14 protein-coding genes are annotated in these 13,971 nt (G+C 71.2%); 7 read left to right on the forward strand and 7 right to left on the reverse strand.

All coding sequences use genetic code 11. The features are described from left to right. Positions 1 to 85 precede the first annotated feature (85 nt). Entirely contained in the window at positions 86 to 1,606 is a 1,521-nt protein-coding gene (locus D514_RS35725) for an SDR family NAD(P)-dependent oxidoreductase (RefSeq protein ID WP_017831203.1), read from the forward strand. A gap of 40 nt (positions 1,607 to 1,646) precedes the next feature. Here the strand turns inward: D514_RS35725 and D514_RS35730 are convergent, their stop codons facing one another. Together D514_RS35730 and D514_RS35735 are read right to left on the reverse strand one after the other, a co-directional pair. After that, positions 1,647 to 2,729, reverse strand: a complete 1,083-nt coding sequence (locus D514_RS35730) for a HAMP domain-containing sensor histidine kinase (RefSeq protein ID WP_017831204.1) — start codon at positions 2,727 to 2,729, stop codon at positions 1,647 to 1,649. 10 nt (positions 2,730 to 2,739) lie between these two features. Next, positions 2,740 to 3,411 carry a response regulator transcription factor gene (locus tag D514_RS35735; protein ID WP_017831205.1) on the reverse strand — a complete coding sequence of 224 codons (672 nt, stop codon included), beginning with the start codon at positions 3,409 to 3,411 and terminating at the stop codon, positions 2,740 to 2,742. Positions 3,412 to 3,498: 87 nt separating this feature from the next. Here D514_RS35735 and D514_RS35740 point away from each other — a divergent pair, with 87 nt between their 5' ends. From D514_RS35740 to D514_RS35750, 5 genes are all read left to right on the forward strand, one after another. Then, on the forward strand, positions 3,499 to 4,167 hold the full coding sequence (locus D514_RS35740) for a M15 family metallopeptidase (protein ID WP_017831206.1): 669 nt from the start codon (positions 3,499 to 3,501) through the stop codon (positions 4,165 to 4,167). Then, positions 4,164 to 5,288 carry an alanine racemase gene (alr, locus tag D514_RS35745; protein WP_017831207.1) on the forward strand — a complete coding sequence of 375 codons (1,125 nt, stop codon included), beginning with the start codon at positions 4,164 to 4,166 and terminating at the stop codon, positions 5,286 to 5,288. Before D514_RS35740 ends, alr begins: the two co-directional genes overlap by 4 nt. Then, positions 5,285 to 6,235, forward strand: a complete 951-nt coding sequence (locus D514_RS0119710) for a D-alanine--D-alanine ligase (RefSeq protein ID WP_017831208.1) — start codon at positions 5,285 to 5,287, stop codon at positions 6,233 to 6,235. The genes alr and D514_RS0119710 overlap by 4 nt, the downstream gene beginning before the upstream one ends. Then, the gene (locus D514_RS0119715) at positions 6,232 to 7,275 is read left to right on the forward strand and encodes an acyltransferase family protein (protein ID WP_017831209.1); all 1,044 of its coding nucleotides are present in this window, start codon (positions 6,232 to 6,234) and stop codon (positions 7,273 to 7,275) included. Before D514_RS0119710 ends, D514_RS0119715 begins: the two co-directional genes overlap by 4 nt. A gap of 66 nt (positions 7,276 to 7,341) precedes the next feature. Next, a complete protein-coding gene (locus D514_RS35750) occupies positions 7,342 to 7,731 on the forward strand; it encodes a VOC family protein (protein ID WP_017831210.1) in 390 nt (129 codons plus the stop codon). 69 nt (positions 7,732 to 7,800) lie between these two features. Here D514_RS35750 and D514_RS35755 read toward each other — a convergent pair whose 3' ends face one another. From D514_RS35755 to D514_RS35775, 5 genes are read right to left on the reverse strand one after another with little or no spacing between them, the layout of a single operon-like run. After that, a complete protein-coding gene (locus tag D514_RS35755; RefSeq protein WP_017831211.1) occupies positions 7,801 to 8,817 on the reverse strand; it encodes an ABC transporter substrate-binding protein in 1,017 nt (338 codons plus the stop codon). A gap of 44 nt (positions 8,818 to 8,861) precedes the next feature. Then, positions 8,862 to 9,638 (reverse strand): ABC transporter ATP-binding protein, encoded by a 777-nt coding sequence (locus D514_RS35760; protein WP_017831212.1) that lies wholly within the window; start codon positions 9,636 to 9,638, stop codon positions 8,862 to 8,864. Continuing rightward, positions 9,635 to 10,780, reverse strand: a complete 1,146-nt coding sequence (locus D514_RS35765) for an iron ABC transporter permease (RefSeq protein WP_017831213.1) — start codon at positions 10,778 to 10,780, stop codon at positions 9,635 to 9,637. Before D514_RS35765 ends, D514_RS35760 begins: the two co-directional genes overlap by 4 nt. Next, positions 10,777 to 12,540, reverse strand: coding sequence for a prolyl oligopeptidase family serine peptidase (locus D514_RS35770; protein ID WP_017831214.1), 1,764 nt, complete (start codon positions 12,538 to 12,540; stop codon positions 10,777 to 10,779). The genes D514_RS35765 and D514_RS35770 overlap by 4 nt, the downstream gene beginning before the upstream one ends. Next, entirely contained in the window at positions 12,537 to 13,742 is a 1,206-nt protein-coding gene (locus D514_RS35775; RefSeq protein WP_017831215.1) for a hypothetical protein, read from the reverse strand. The genes D514_RS35770 and D514_RS35775 overlap by 4 nt, the downstream gene beginning before the upstream one ends. Before the next feature lie 115 nt (positions 13,743 to 13,857). On the opposite strand from D514_RS35775, the gene amiA reads away from it, so the two are divergent. Continuing rightward, complete coding sequence (amiA, locus tag D514_RS39430; RefSeq protein ID WP_017831216.1) at positions 13,858 to 13,956, forward strand: streptamidine family RiPP; 99 nt, start codon at positions 13,858 to 13,860, stop codon at positions 13,954 to 13,956. The last annotated feature ends 15 nt before the right edge of the window (positions 13,957 to 13,971 follow it).

The following is a 13,971-nucleotide window of genomic DNA, read 5'->3' on the forward strand; positions in this document are numbered from 1 at the left end:
TCGACGTCCGGCTCATGTGCCAGGCTCATGTGCCCCGCGGGCGGGGGCGGGCGTACCCCCAGGACACTCGCGTAAAATCAGCACAATGACCGACGCCCCCTCCGACGCTGCACCCGACCTCGGACCGGGCGTCGACCCCGACGATCTCGCCACGACGCTTCGCGTACTCGCCGAGCTGCACCAGATCGACAACGAGCATCCGGACTTCGTCGCCGTGCGCCATGCGACCGCGGCGATGTTCAAGGCCGTCAAGCGGGTGCGTCGCAAGGAGATCCGCGATGCGATCGCCGAGGCCGACAGGGCCGTGGTCGCCCGCACCGCCACCGGAGCGCCCGACCGCATCGACGATGAGACCCGTGGCAACGACCTCGCCACGAGCGTGGTCGACGCCCCGATCGCGGGCGAGCTGCTCAAGCCCCGCAACTGCTACATCTGCAAGCAGCCCTACACGCAGGTGGATGCGTTCTACCACCAGCTCTGCCCGGACTGCGCCCGCTTCAGCCACGGCAAGCGCAACGCCCGCACCGACCTCACCGGCAAGCGCGCCCTGCTCACGGGTGGCCGCGCCAAGATCGGCATGCACATCGCGCTGCGGCTGCTCCGCGACGGGGCGCACACCACGATCACGACCCGATTCCCGCGCGACGCCGTCCGCCGCTTCTCGGCTCTGCCCGATTCGGCGGACTGGCTGCACCGTCTGCGCGTCGTCGGCATCGACCTGCGCGATCCCGCCCAGGTGATCGGCCTCGCCGACTCGGTCGCAGCCCAGGGTCCGCTCGACATCCTCATCAACAACGCCGCGCAGACCGTGCGCCGCTCGCCGGGCGCGTACTCGCTGCTGGCGGATGCCGAGCTGCAGCCGCTTCCCGACGGACCGCTGCCCGAGATGGAGACCTTCGGTCACACGGCCGATCCGCACCCGCAGGCGCTGCAGGCATCCGTCGACGCGCATCCGCTGCTCTCGGTCGCGGCCCTCGGCGGCACGGTCGCCGAGCAGGGCGGCCAGGCGCTCACGGCCGAAGACCTCGCACGCCTCGCGATGGCCCCCGGATCCTCGTCGCTGGAGAAGCACGCCGACGGCACCGCGATCGACGCCGGCGGCCTCGTGCCCGACGTGAACCGCGTGAACAGCTGGGTGCAGTCGATCGAGCAGGTCGATCCGCTCGAGATGCTCGAGGTGCAGCTCGCCAACACCACCGCACCGTTCCTGCTCATCAGCCGTCTGCGCGCGTCGATGGCCGCCTCGGATTCGCACCGCAAGTACGTGGTGAACGTCTCGGCCATGGAGGGGCAGTTCTCCCGCCGCTACAAGGGGCCAGGCCACCCGCACACGAACATGGCCAAGGCCGCGCTCAACATGCTCACGCGCACCAGTGCGGGCGAGATGCTCGAGAAGGACGGCATCCTGATGACCGCCGTCGACACCGGGTGGATCACCGACGAGCGTCCGCACTACACGAAGGTGCGGCTGGCGGAAGAGGGCTTCCACGCCCCGCTCGACCTCGTCGACGGCGCCGCCCGCGTGTACGACCCGATCGTGCGCGGCGAGGCCGGCGAAGACATCCACGGCGTGTTCCTGAAGGACTACGAGCCCAGCCCCTGGTGAGCCCGCGGTGACCGGGACGGTCACGGGGACGGCAGCCTGGTCAGGCGGAAGGCTCGACCGGGTACGGATGCGGTAGCCACACCGTCACAATCAGGCCGCCGCCCGTCCGCGGGGTGAGCACCAGCGTGCCCCCGTGGGCGTGCGTGATGCGGTCGACGATCGCGAGACCGAGTCCCGCCCCGGCATGGTCGTCGCTGCGGGTGCGCTCGGCACCGCGCTGGAAGGGCTCGACGAGCGTCGCCACGCGGTGCGCCGGCAGCAGCTCGCCGGTGTTCTCCACGACCAGTGCGACGGCGTGGGGCATCGAGTGCGTCCGCACGGCGACGGCCCCACCCGACGGTAGGTTGTGCACGATCGCGTTGAGCACGAGGTTCGTGACCAGCTGCGGCAGCAGCGTGGAGGAGCCGAGCACCGGGGCCGGGACACCGCCCACCTCCACGGCGACGCCGCGACGGTCGGCGAGCGGCACCAGCGCCTCGACCGCTCCTTCCGCGAGGAGCGACAGATCCACGATCTCGCGGGTGAATGCGCGACGGTCCGCGCGGCTGAGCAGCAGCAGCGCTTCGGTGAGGTCGATCGCGCGGGCGTTGACCTCCTGCAGGCGGGCGATCAGCGCATCGACGTCGCGCCGGGGATCATCGCGGGCGACCTCGAGCAGCGTCTGCGAGATCGCGAGAGGGGTGCGCAGCTCGTGCGAGGCATTGGCGGCGAACCGCTGCTGTTCGGCGACGTGGGCCTCGAGCTGCTCGAGCATCGAGTCGAAGACGTCGGCGAGGTCGCGGAACTCGTCGCGGGGGCCGGGGAGGGCGATCCGGTGCGAGAGCGACCCCTGCGCCGCCAGCCGCGCCGCGTCGCCGATGCGCTCGAGAGGCGCCAGCATTCGACCGGCGAGCAACCAGCCGCCGCCGAGTCCGAGGGCGAGCAGCACCACCATGACGACCGAGGCGACCGGCACGAACGCCCGGATCAGGTCGGAGCGGTTCGGCACCCGGAAGTCGATGTAGGGGATCTGCACGTCCGGTACGTAGCGCAGCAGATACAGCCCCACGGCGGCGAGAAGCAGCAACCCCGACACCAGCACGACAGCCGCATAGCTGAGCGTGAGCTTCAGGCGGGCGCTCATGCCGGCGCGCCTACGCATCGGCGTCCGTCCCGATCCGGTATCCGACACCCGGCACGGTGAGGATCAGCCATGGTTCCCCCAGGCGCTTGCGCAGCGAGGAGACCGTGATGCGCACGGCGTTCGTGAACGGGTCGGCGTTCTCGTCCCAGGCGCGCTCCAGCAGCTCCTCGGCGCTGACCACCCCGCCCTCGGCATCGACCAGCACCTCCAGCACGGCGAACTGCTTGCGGGTCAACGCCACATAACGGTCGTCGCGGTACACCTCACGGCGGAAGGGGTCGAGGCGGAGCCCCGCGACCTCCAGCACGGGCGGACGGCTGCGCTGTCGTCGGCGGTCGAGGGCGCGCAGGCGCAGCACGAGCTCGCGCAGTTCGAACGGCTTCGTGAGGTAGTCGTCGGCGCCGATCTCGAAGCCGGTCGCCTTGTCGTCGAGCCGGTCGGCGGCGGTGAGCATCAGGATCGGGATGCCGCTGCCCGAGGCCACGATCCACCGGGCGATGTCGTCGCCGGACGGGCCGGGAACATCGCGGTCGAGCACGGCGAGGTCGTAGGAGTTGACGCTCAGCAGCTCGAGCGCGGTGTCGCCGTCGCCTGCGATGTCGGCGGCGATCGCCTCCAGGCGCAGCCCATCGCGTACCGCCTCGGCGAGGTAGGGCTCGTCCTCGACGATCAGTACACGCATGGCTGCGATCCTACGCAGTGCGGCATATCGGCAGCGTATGCAAAAGCGCATACGCCCTGGCAACCGGCCCTCTTCTTCACTGGGAGCATGAACACCCGCACCACCCCTCTTCCGCTCCGAGCGCGCCGTCGCCGCAGGGTCATCATCACCGCGATCGCGTTCGCCGCCGCCGTGATCCTCGCGATCGCGGTGCAGCAGTCGCTGTCCGTGGCCTTCGCCGACGCCACGCATTCGGACCCATCGCCCGCGTCCACCCCTGTTCCGACCGGAGACATCACCGGTTCCGTCATCGCCCCGAGCGAGGCCGACGGGGTGATCCGCGACGACGACAAGCCCACCGTCTTCGAGGTGGACAGAGTCGCCGTCGGTAACCTCGACCCCGCCCTGCTCGAGGCGCTGCAGCGCGCCGCATCCGATGCGGAGCGCGACGGCGTCACCTTCCGGGTCAACAGCGGATGGCGCTCGCCCGCACTCCAGGAGCGGATGCTGCAGGACGCGATCATCCACTACGGATCCGAGAACGAGGCGCGTCGCTGGGTGGCCACCCCCGAGACCTCGGAGCACGTGACGGGCGGTGCGGTCGACCTCGGCCCCTGGTCGGCGCTCGACTGGCTCGCGCAGCGCGGCTCGCCCTACGGCCTCTGCCAGATCTACGCCAACGAGTCCTGGCACTACGAGCTGCGCCCGGAGGCCGTCGACGACGGATGCCCCGAGATGCTCGCCGACCCGACCGCCGACCCGAGGACGAAGCGATGACCACTCTTCTCGCCACCGAACCCGTGACCGTCTCGCGCCTGCACGCGCCGACACTGTGTACCCTGCCCGATGCCGTCGCCGAGAACCTGAGGCGCGTGCGAGCCGTGACCGCCGTGCCGATCATGGCCGTGGTGAAGGCCGACGGCTATGGACACGGGGCCGTCACCGTCGCGAGAGCCGCGGTCGCCGCCGGCGCCGACTGGCTGGGGGTGACGGACGTCGCCGAGGCGGTCGCGCTCCGCGACGCCGGACTCGACGTGCCGATCCTGTCGTGGTTGAACCCGTCGGGCGTCGATGCCGAAGCCGCTGCCGTGCACCGCATCGACATCGCGATCGGCTCGGTCGAAGAGCTGTGCCAGCTGATCGCCGATGCCGCGGACCCGGTGCGCGTGCATCTGCATCTCGACACCGGCATGGCTCGGGGAGGGTGCCCTCTCGACGACTGGTCCGAGCTGTTCCGACTCGCGCGCTCCGGACGGGGCAGGGTCGAGGTCGTCGGACTGATGGGTCACCTGCCGCGAGCGGACGAGGCCGATCCCACGGCGAACGCGGCTGCGGTGCTACGCATGCGGCAGGGACGCGATGCCATGCTGCGCGCCGGTCTGGGCCCTGTGCTCGTGCACCTCGCCGCGACATCCGGCGCCCTGACCGACCCCGCCACGCACTTCGGTATGGTGCGGATCGGCGCGGGGCTGGTCGGCATCGACCCCTCGGAGACGACCGCGCTGGTCGGTGCGTCGCGCTGGACGGCGCCCGTCGTGCACAGCGCTCTCGTGCCGGCGGGGACGGCCGTCGGCTACGGCGGCACCCACCTCACCGCTCGGGAGACGCATCTGGCCGTCGTCGGCGTCGGATATGCCGACGGTGTTCCGCGCGAGCTTGCGCCCGGCGCGGGGGTGGAGATCGGCGGGGCGCGGCATCCGATCGTCGGGAGGGTGTCGATGGATCAGATCGTGGTCGATACGGGCGCCGCGCTGTTCCCTCGGGGTGCGGTAGCGACAGTGTTCGGACCCGACGGAGGAGCCGTTCCCTCGGTGCAGGAGTGGGCGCGGTGGGCGGGGACCATCCCGCACACGGTCGTCACCGGAATCGGGGCGCGAGTGCGCAGGAGCGTCGCATGACGACGAAGGTGCTGGTCGTCGGCGGCGGGCAGAACGCCGAGCACGAGGTGTCGCTGGCGTCTGCCGCCGCGGTCGCCGCTGCGCTGCGGATGGGGGATCACGAGGTGACGTGCGTGACCATCGACCGCGACGGGATCTGGCGCGTCGACGGTCGCCCGAACGGGGGGTCGCCGGCCGAGTCGCTGGCGCTGGCGCTTCCGCTGCTCACACGGACCGATGTCGTCTTCCCCGCGGTGCACGGTGCCCTGGGCGAAGACGGCGCTCTCGCGGCGCTGTGCGCGCTCGCCGGAGTGCGTGTGGTGGGTTCGGGGCTGCGCGCCGGGGCCATCGGCATGGACAAGTGGACGACGAAGCTGGTGGCGGATGCCGTCGGGCTGGGCACCGCGCGCGGTCGTCTCGTCTCGGCCGACGACATCGGCGACGTGGAGTTCGAGGGCGAGATCGTGGTGAAGCCGGTGTCGGCCGGGTCGAGCCACGGCGTGAGTCTTGTGACGCGCGAGGAGGATCTGCTCGCCGCGCTGCACGAGGCCGCGCGCTTCGACCGCCGGATCCTGGTCGAAGAGGTCGTGCGGGGGCGCGAGATCGACGTGGCGGTGCTGCGTGAGAAGGGCGGCATCCGCTGGGCGGCCCCGCCCCTCGAGATCCACGCGACGGGACTGTTCGACACGGCCACGAAGTACGACGGCAGCGCGCGGTTCACGGTTCCGGCGCAGCTCGATGCGGCCGAGGTGGCCGCGCTCAAGCGGGCGGCGATCGCGGTGTTCGACGCCCTCGGGTGCGACGGTGTCGCACGGATGGACTTCTTCCTGACCGATCGCGGCCCGGTGTTGAACGAGGTCAACACGATGCCGGGGCTGACGGCCGCATCTCAGGTTCCGCGGATGTTCGCCGCGGCGGGCGTGACCTACGTCGACCTGGTCGCACGGCTCGTGCGCGCGGCGTCGTGACGGCGGCTTCCGCCTCTCGCGTCGGATGGCCCGATGTCGCGAAGGGCATCTGCATCATCCTGGTGGTGCTCTGGCATGTGGTGACCAAGCATGCGATCGATGTGGCGGGTGCCGGTCCCGTGACCGACGTCTGGGCGATGCTGAACGCCCAGCTGCTGCCGTTGCGGATCCCGCTGTTCTTCCTGGTCTCCGGGATGTTCGCCGCACGGGCCGTCCTCGCCGACGACGGGCACTCATGGCGACGACGGGCGGCGCGGCTCTCGCTGCTCTACGTCGTCTGGGTGCTCATCCAGACGTTCGTGCTCGCCCTGGCGCCCGACTTCGACACAGCGCGGGCGACCGACGGGTGGGAGCTGCTCGCGCAGCTGACCATCAGCCCGACGAACCTCTGGTATCTGCTCGCGCTCGCCGTGTACCTGGCGATCGGTCGACTGACCCGCGCCCTGCCGACCGCCGTGGTGCTTTCGGCCGCCTTCGTGGTCGCGGCGGTCGCCGGGGCCGGAGTCATCCCCGATCTCGGCAACCTATGGCAGCTGGTGCAGAATCTGTTCTTCTTCCTCGTGGGGCTGCGGCTGCGTGCGGTCGTCGAACGCTTCGCGAAGAGCGTCGGGGTGTGGCGCACGCTCGCGCTCGCGGCCGTGTACGTCGCGGCGCTGGCGGTCGTGGCAGGGCTCGCGATCCGCCTGCTGCCGGGAGTGTGGCCCGCGCTCGCGCTGATCGCGGTGGCGGTCGGGGTGTCGCTCAGCGTGCTCCTCGATCGGCGGGTGGGAGTGATCGCGCGACCGTTGCGCTGGATCGGACAGCGCACCCTGCCGATCTACGTGCTGCACATGATGCCGCTCGCGCTCATCGATGCGGGGCTGGATGCGGCGGGAGGGAGGACGACGCCGGTGCTCGAAGCCATCGGCCCCATCGTGCTGACGGCGGCCGTGATCGTGATCTGTCTGGGCGTGCATGCGCTGCTGATGCGCTGCGGGCTCGGGGTGCTGTTCGACCCCTTGCAGGCCACCGACCGCGTGGTGCCGCGAGGGCGCCGATGAAGGGCGCCGATGAGGGCCTCCGATGAAGGCATCGACAATCGGCGGAGGACGGCGGATGCTGGAATCATGGCGGCCTTCACAGCGGACAACGCATTCAGCGGATTCAGCGTCGACGACATCGACGCGGCGGAAGAGTTCTACGGCACGGCCCTCGGGCTCGATGTCGAGCGCAACGCGATGGGCTTCCTCGATATCCGGCTGCCGAGCGGCGGGTCGATCCTCGTCTACTCGAAGCCGAACCACACGCCGGCGAGCTTCACGATCCTGAACTTCCCGGTGGCGGATGTCGATGCCGCGGTCGACGAGCTCATCGCCCGCGGTGTGCAGACCAAGATCTACAGCGACGAAGAGTTCCCCTCCGATGAGCGCGGTATCGTCCGCGGCAACGGTCAGGGCCCGGACATCGCGTGGTTCCGCGACCCGGCCGGCAATGTGCTCGCTGTCATGCAGGCCTGACGACGAACTCAGAGGGGACGGCACCCCGGAGACCGAGGTCCCCGGGGCGCCGTCGTGCGGCCGTGCGGGTCAGTCGAAGACCGCGTCGGGGTGGAGCTCCTCGGCGATCAGCCGCACCGCCGAGACGTTGCCGAGCGTGCCGGGGAACAGGTCGGTCGAGGGCACCGCGATCAGTCGCCCGTCGCGCACGGCGGGCATGTCGGGGAAGGTCGCTGCGAGGTACGAGCGGACAGCGGCCTCGTGCGCGGAGTCGGTCACCGCGAACACGAGTGCATCGGGTGCTTCGGCGGCGAGGGATTCCGGGGTGATCTCGGCGGCGAAGAAGTCGGCGAATGCGGGGTCGTCCGGTGTGAAGACGTTGTCGGCACCGGCGCGCTGCAGGATGTCGTACTCGATGCCGGCGCCGATCGCGGTGAGGGTCGTCCCCTCCACGAAGACCTGCGCGACGCGCGGGCGGTCCTGCCCCTCGATCGCGGCGTCGACGGTGGCGAGCTCGGCCTGGGACGACGCGATCAGGTCGTTCGCCTCCTTCTCGACGTGGAAGATCGCGCCGAGGTTGTCGAGGTCGACGAAGAGGTCGTCGACGGTGCCCTCCATGCGGCGGTCGAAGCATCCGCCGGTCGCGGTGTATGCGGCGACACCGGCGTCTGCGAGCTGCTCGATGCTGGCGAAGCCCTGCTCGGCGGTGAACTCGTAGGTGGTGGGCGAGTAGACGAAGTCGGGTTCGACGGCGAGCAGCTCCTCACGGCTCGGCGGGGCGTCTGCGCCGATGACCGGCACATCGGCCGCCAGGCCCGCGACGTCGGCCGGCAGCTTCTGGGCCGTGGCCTGCGCTTGACCGACGAGGGAATCGGCGAGACCGAGGCGCAGCAGCAGCTCGGTCTGCGACGGGTGCAGCCCGACGACGGCGGTCGGCGTGGTCGGGATCTCGACCGTGCGGCCGCAGTTCTCGATCGTGATCGCCTCGCCGGCGGAGTCGGGTGCGGATCCGGCGGAGACGCCGCCGCCGCATCCGGTGAGGGCGATCGCGCCCAGCCCGACGGTGACGGCGGCGAGCAGACGGGTGGTTCGGGTGCGGGGTGTCATTCTTCTTCTCCTTGGTAGGGGTGTGGGTTCAGGTGTCGAGCGGATCAGCCGGCGGGCTGTCGCGGATGGAACGCCATCGCTCGCGCCCCGGTGTCGACCTCGATGGCGATGCGCGCGGTGACGTGGAAGACCTCGTCGACGAGCGCGGGGGTGAGCACGGTGTCGGGCGGACCGAAGGCGACGAGCCTGCCCTCGTCGAGCACGGCGACGTCGTCGCAGAACGCCGCGGCGATGTTGAGGTCGTGCAGGGCCGCGATCACGGTGGTGCCGAGTCCGCTCACGACGCGCATCAGGTCGAGCTGGTGCGCGATGTCGAGGTGGTTGGTCGGTTCGTCCAGCACGAGGATCTCGCCGCTCTGCGCGAGCGCACGGGCGAGCATCACCCGCTGGCGCTGACCACCCGAGAGTCGTCGCACCAGGTGGTCGCCGAGGTCGTGCACGTCGGCGGTGCGCAGTGCCTCGTCGACGATGCGCTGATCCTCCGCGGTGTCCCGGCTGAAGGGCGGGCGATGCGGCGAACGGCCCACGAGCACGGTCTCCCGCACGGTCAGATCGAACTCGGACGGGGAATCCTGCAGCATGACAGACACGGTGCGCGCGAGTGTGCGCGGGGCCAGCTGCGACACGTCGGCGCCGTCGATGAGCACGCGTCCGGCGTGCGGACGCTGACCCGTGAAGAGCGCGCGCAGGAGCGTGGACTTGCCGCTGCCGTTGGGGCCGAGGAGTCCCACGATGCGCCCGGTGCCGACCTCGAGGTCGATGCCGTGCAGCACGGTGCGACCGCCGCGTGCGACGCTCACGTCGTCGAACAGCACGCTCATCGGTCGAACCCCGCCCGCTCGCCGCCGCTGCGCATCAGCCACAGGAAGAACGGAGCCCCGACGAACGCGGTGAGGATCCCGAGGGGGATCTCGGTCGGCATCGCGACCGTGCGGGCGAGCAGATCGGCGACCATGAGGAACAGTGCGCCGCCGAGCACCGTGATCGGCAGCATCCGCCGATGATCCGAGCCGACCAGGAGTCGGGCCATGTGCGGCACGACGAGGCCGACGAAGCCGATGCCGCCGCTCACGGCGACGATCGCACCGGTCAGGAGCGAGGCGAGCACGAGCAGCAGACCGCGCAGCCTGGTCGTGCGCACGCCCACCGCCATCGCGGATTCGTCGCCCGCGAGCAGTGCGTTCATCGACCGCGAGAGCCCGAACACGGCGATGCAGGCGATCGCGAGCGCGACCGCGGGGATCAGCAGCGACGACATGTCGGCGGCCGACACGCTTCCGAGCAGGAAGAACATCACGCTGACGACGTTCTGGGCGTCGGTGGTGAGCGTGAGGTAGCTGGTCACCGCACTCAGCAGGGCGCCGAGTGCGACACCGGCGAGGATCATCCTGGTCGGCGACAGCTCTCCGCGGATGCGCGCGAGCATCGCCACGAGGATGCAGGCGACCATCGCGCCCACGAAAGCCGCCCCGCTCATCGTGAGGCCGAGGAACGTGGCACCACCCGAGACGATCACCAGCACGGCGCCGACACTCGCACCGGAGGAGACGCCGAGGATGTACGGCTCGGCGAGCGGGTTGCGCACGACGGCCTGCATCATCGCCCCGGCGAGAGCGAGCCCTGCGCCCGAGAGTGCGGCCAGGAGCGATCGCGGCACCCGGAACTGCCACACGGCCTGGTCCTGCAACGGCGTGAGCGTGCCGTCGGACATCCAGGGCATGCCGGGTACCAGGTGGCCGATCACGATCTTCGCGGCGTCGAGGGGGGAGACGGCGACGGGCCCGGTGGCCGCGGAGAGCACGAGGACGAGCACGGCGAGCACGGCGATCGTCGTCACGGTGGGGCCGACCGGCAGCATCCGGCGGCCTCCGCTCCGGGCCCGGCGGCGCTCGCCGCCTCGGCGCCGGAGGAAGCGGATGCGCCGTTCGCGCCGTTCGGCGAGGGTGGCGGTCGATGCGCTCACAGGGAGGCTCCGTTCGGGGCGTCGGCGGGCATGGCGGTCGTGACCTCGGCCGCGAAGTCGAGCACGGTGAGACCGAGCGCGTGCAGGGCAGCGGATTCGTTCGCGCCGTGCCCTGCTCCCGCGGCCGTCCAGAGGCGGGCCGAGCCGCCCGCCTGCTGCAGCGCCTCGACCATCCGGTGCGTGTCTCGGGCGAGCACCCGGGTGTCCTCACCGAGCACGACACCGAGGTAGGAGGGGATCGGAGCCCCGACCGGAAGTGCTTCGGCCTGGGCGAGGGGAGAGAGGACGCGAAGGCGGGCGCGGGACTCCGGGGTGCCGTCGTCGCCGAACTCGGCTCGCCAGCGCGCCCCGAGGGGATGATCGTCCAGGGCGAGCAGGTCGAGGGGGGCGGCGGTGGTCACGAAGCCCGCACACAGCTCCGGGTGCTCGATCGCGCACCCGGCTGCGATGACCCCGCCCAGCGAGGCCCCGGCGAGGACGAGAAGATCGGGGCGGGTGATCCCGGCCGCGATGAGTCCGCGTGCGACGTCGGCGAGGTCGGTGATCGTGCGATGCTTGCGCGCGCCGCGGCCCGCTTCACGCCAGGCCCTTCCGCGCTCGCCGCCACCGCGGAGCTGCGCGGAGGCGTAGGCGCCGCCGAAGGCGACCCATGCGGGCACGGTGGGTTCGAAGAGCGGGAGATGGGGCACGCCGAAGCCGCCGTAACAGGTCAGGATCAGCGGCACCGGGCCCTCTGCGCCCGGCGGAGCGGTCACGTGGACGGTCAGGGTCGCGCCGTCGTCGGCGGGCAGATCGTGGCGCACGGTGGCGCCGACGGTCTCCGCGGGAGGGGGAGCGATCGTGGCGCTCTCCTTCGTGCGCTCGACGATCCGCGGTGGAGTGAGCGGCCCTTCGACGCCCAGGTGCAGCACACCGTCGTCGAACCCGATCGCCGTCGTCGTGAGGGTGTCGGAGCCGGCCGAGTCCGCTTCGGAGCGTTCGATCTCGACGCCGTCGACCAGGTCGACGAGCACGCTGCGCCCGTCGGCGACGGCGAGCACGACGACACGGTCCCCGTGGGCTGCGACATCGACGATCTGCGCGTCGGGATCGCTCCAGCGCCAGAGCAGGCCGTGCTTCGCGTCGCCGTCGACGCCGGCACCGTCGTTCGCCACGGCGTCGAGTCCGCCGTCGTGCCACACCAGCACGCCGGCGTCGAGCCGTGCGGCGCGCAGGAGCGCGGGCCACCGTCCCAGAAGGGTCCCGGTGCTCCGGTCGGTCAGCGTCGTGCCTCGGGAGCCCGAGCTCAGGGCGCGCAGTCCGCTCTTCCCGCCAGGGAACAGCCGCAGTCGCGCCGCGGACTCGAGGGGGACCGCCTGTCGCGCATCCGTCTCGAGGTCCAGGGTCACAAGCATCCGGTCGCGGCTCGCGACGACGTCGAGGCTCCGCGAGTCCGGTGCCCACACCACGGTGTCGTAGCGCAGGCGGATGTCGGGATGCAGGCGCAGCGTGCCGGCGGCGACGTCGACGATGCCGAACACGGCGTTCTCGTCGGCGGAGGGCGCCCACTCGACGGCGACCAGTCGGCGGTCGGGGGAGGGGAAGATCCGGTGCAGGTGGCCGTCGGGCTCGATCACGGTCGTGCCGTCGACGCGGTGGATGCCGCGGCGGGAGCGGTCGTCCGCTCTGCCCAGCGTGAACCCGCCGAGCGGCAGGCCCGGACGGCCGTGGCGCTCGGCGCGCGCGAGGGCGTCGTCGAGCAGGGATCGGTGCGCGCTCATCGCCCCACCAGGTCGTCGATGCGGTCGCCGCCACCCGCCCACAGCAGGTGTCCGCCCTCGTCGAGCGGGGTGGGCAGCTCGATCGTGGAGATGCCCTCATCGTCGAGGAGGAGGATCGTGCCGTCTCCCCCGCTGGTGACCGCGATCGTTCCGGTTCTGGGATCGATCGCGAGGGAGCGGCGCTGCGCGGGACGACCATCGACGCCGTCCCACGGCAGCTGTCCTGCGCGGGGCGGGTGTGTCATCGCCGGGATCGGAGTGATCCGCGAGACGCGCGCCTGTGCACGATCGATCACCACCACGACATCGCCGTCGGGGTGGATCACGCACACCGCCGCGATGCCCGTGGCGAGCGCGAACCGGAAGGCGAGTCCCGGTGGCAACGGCACGAAACGGGTCGCTCCGGACGCGAGGTCGATCTCGACGAAGGTGTTGGTCCACTCCGGCCACGCTCCGGGGGAGGCGGGTCCGCCGCGGACGATGCCCGTGGCTCTTCCGGTGTCACCGGCGAGGCGCAGGTAGTACGCGCGTCCGTGGACGGGCCAGGGGACGATGCCGATGGCGCGGGGCAGCCCGGCGTCGACGACGAACCGTTCGAGGCCGCGGCTCGTCGCGATGCCGACGACACCGGAGCCCGGGTCCATCACGTCGCCGTGGCCGTCTGCGGCGAGGTCGTCGAAGAGGTGTCCGCGCAGAACCGGGGCGTGGGCTCCGACGTCGAGGGCTCTCGCCAGCGGCAGCGCCTCCACCGCGCCGGGCTCGCGATGGCGGAGCACGATCGTCGGTTCTCCGGAGGCCTGATCGGGGGCGAGCACGACTCCGGGTTCGCCCGTGCGCACCCGGAAGCGCACGGAGGAGTCGGTCGTGAGGTCGACGACCGACACCAGGTCGCTCCACGCCTCCTCGTTCATCCCGAGACCGGAGGTGACGACCACGTGGCGGCCGCTCGGATCGCAGGCGAGGTGCTCGGCGGGGATGGCGATCGGGATGCGTCGCACGGCGTCGGTGTCGCCGACGACCAGCGCACCGCCGCGGTCGTCGGCGAAGGCCCAGCGCCCGGCTGCTCCGGTGGGGAGGCGGAGGAAGCCCGCGTGCTCGGCGAGCCAGCTGTCGGCGACCGCGACACGCCGGGAGCCGTCGTGGATCTCGTAGACGACTCCGGCCCGGTGATCAGCGGCGAGGAGGGGTGTGGGGGAGGACATGTCAGCGATCCTAGTAGATATTGAGAATCATTATCATTTAGGGTCGTCAGTGTTCACACATCGTGAACCCGCCCCGCACGCCGCGGGACGGACCACCTCACTGAAGGAGAACGAAATGGAAAAGCAGATCCTCGCCGAGATCGAAGAGTCCGAGCAGCTGGCGCACCTGTCGGCATCGCACTCGAACGCACTGGTCGAGAACCCCTTCGACTGATCGCGGATCCTTCCG

The organism is Microbacterium sp. UCD-TDU (assembly GCF_000340625.1).
GTDB classification, from domain to species: Bacteria; Actinomycetota; Actinomycetes; order Actinomycetales; family Microbacteriaceae; genus Microbacterium; species Microbacterium maritypicum.

Bases quoted from the DNA above. Each gene is read 5' to 3' on its own strand.
- D514_RS35725 (WP_017831203.1), top strand. From the start codon at position 86: ATGACCGACGCCCCCTCCGACGCTGCACCCGACCTCGGACCGGGCGTC.
- D514_RS35730 (WP_017831204.1), bottom strand. From the start codon at position 2,729: ATGAGCGCCCGCCTGAAGCTCACGCTCAGCTATGCGGCTGTCGTGCTG.
- D514_RS35735 (WP_017831205.1), bottom strand. From the start codon at position 3,411: ATGCGTGTACTGATCGTCGAGGACGAGCCCTACCTCGCCGAGGCGGTA.
- D514_RS35740 (WP_017831206.1), top strand. From the start codon at position 3,499: ATGAACACCCGCACCACCCCTCTTCCGCTCCGAGCGCGCCGTCGCCGC.
- alr (WP_017831207.1), top strand. From the start codon at position 4,164: ATGACCACTCTTCTCGCCACCGAACCCGTGACCGTCTCGCGCCTGCAC.
- D514_RS0119710 (WP_017831208.1), top strand. From the start codon at position 5,285: ATGACGACGAAGGTGCTGGTCGTCGGCGGCGGGCAGAACGCCGAGCAC.
- D514_RS35750 (WP_017831210.1), top strand. From the start codon at position 7,342: ATGGCGGCCTTCACAGCGGACAACGCATTCAGCGGATTCAGCGTCGAC.
- D514_RS35755 (WP_017831211.1), bottom strand. From the start codon at position 8,817: ATGACACCCCGCACCCGAACCACCCGTCTGCTCGCCGCCGTCACCGTC.
- D514_RS35760 (WP_017831212.1), bottom strand. From the start codon at position 9,638: ATGAGCGTGCTGTTCGACGACGTGAGCGTCGCACGCGGCGGTCGCACC.
- D514_RS35770 (WP_017831214.1), bottom strand. From the start codon at position 12,540: ATGAGCGCGCACCGATCCCTGCTCGACGACGCCCTCGCGCGCGCCGAG.
- D514_RS35775 (WP_017831215.1), bottom strand. From the start codon at position 13,742: ATGTCCTCCCCCACACCCCTCCTCGCCGCTGATCACCGGGCCGGAGTC.
- amiA (WP_017831216.1), top strand. From the start codon at position 13,858: ATGGAAAAGCAGATCCTCGCCGAGATCGAAGAGTCCGAGCAGCTGGCG.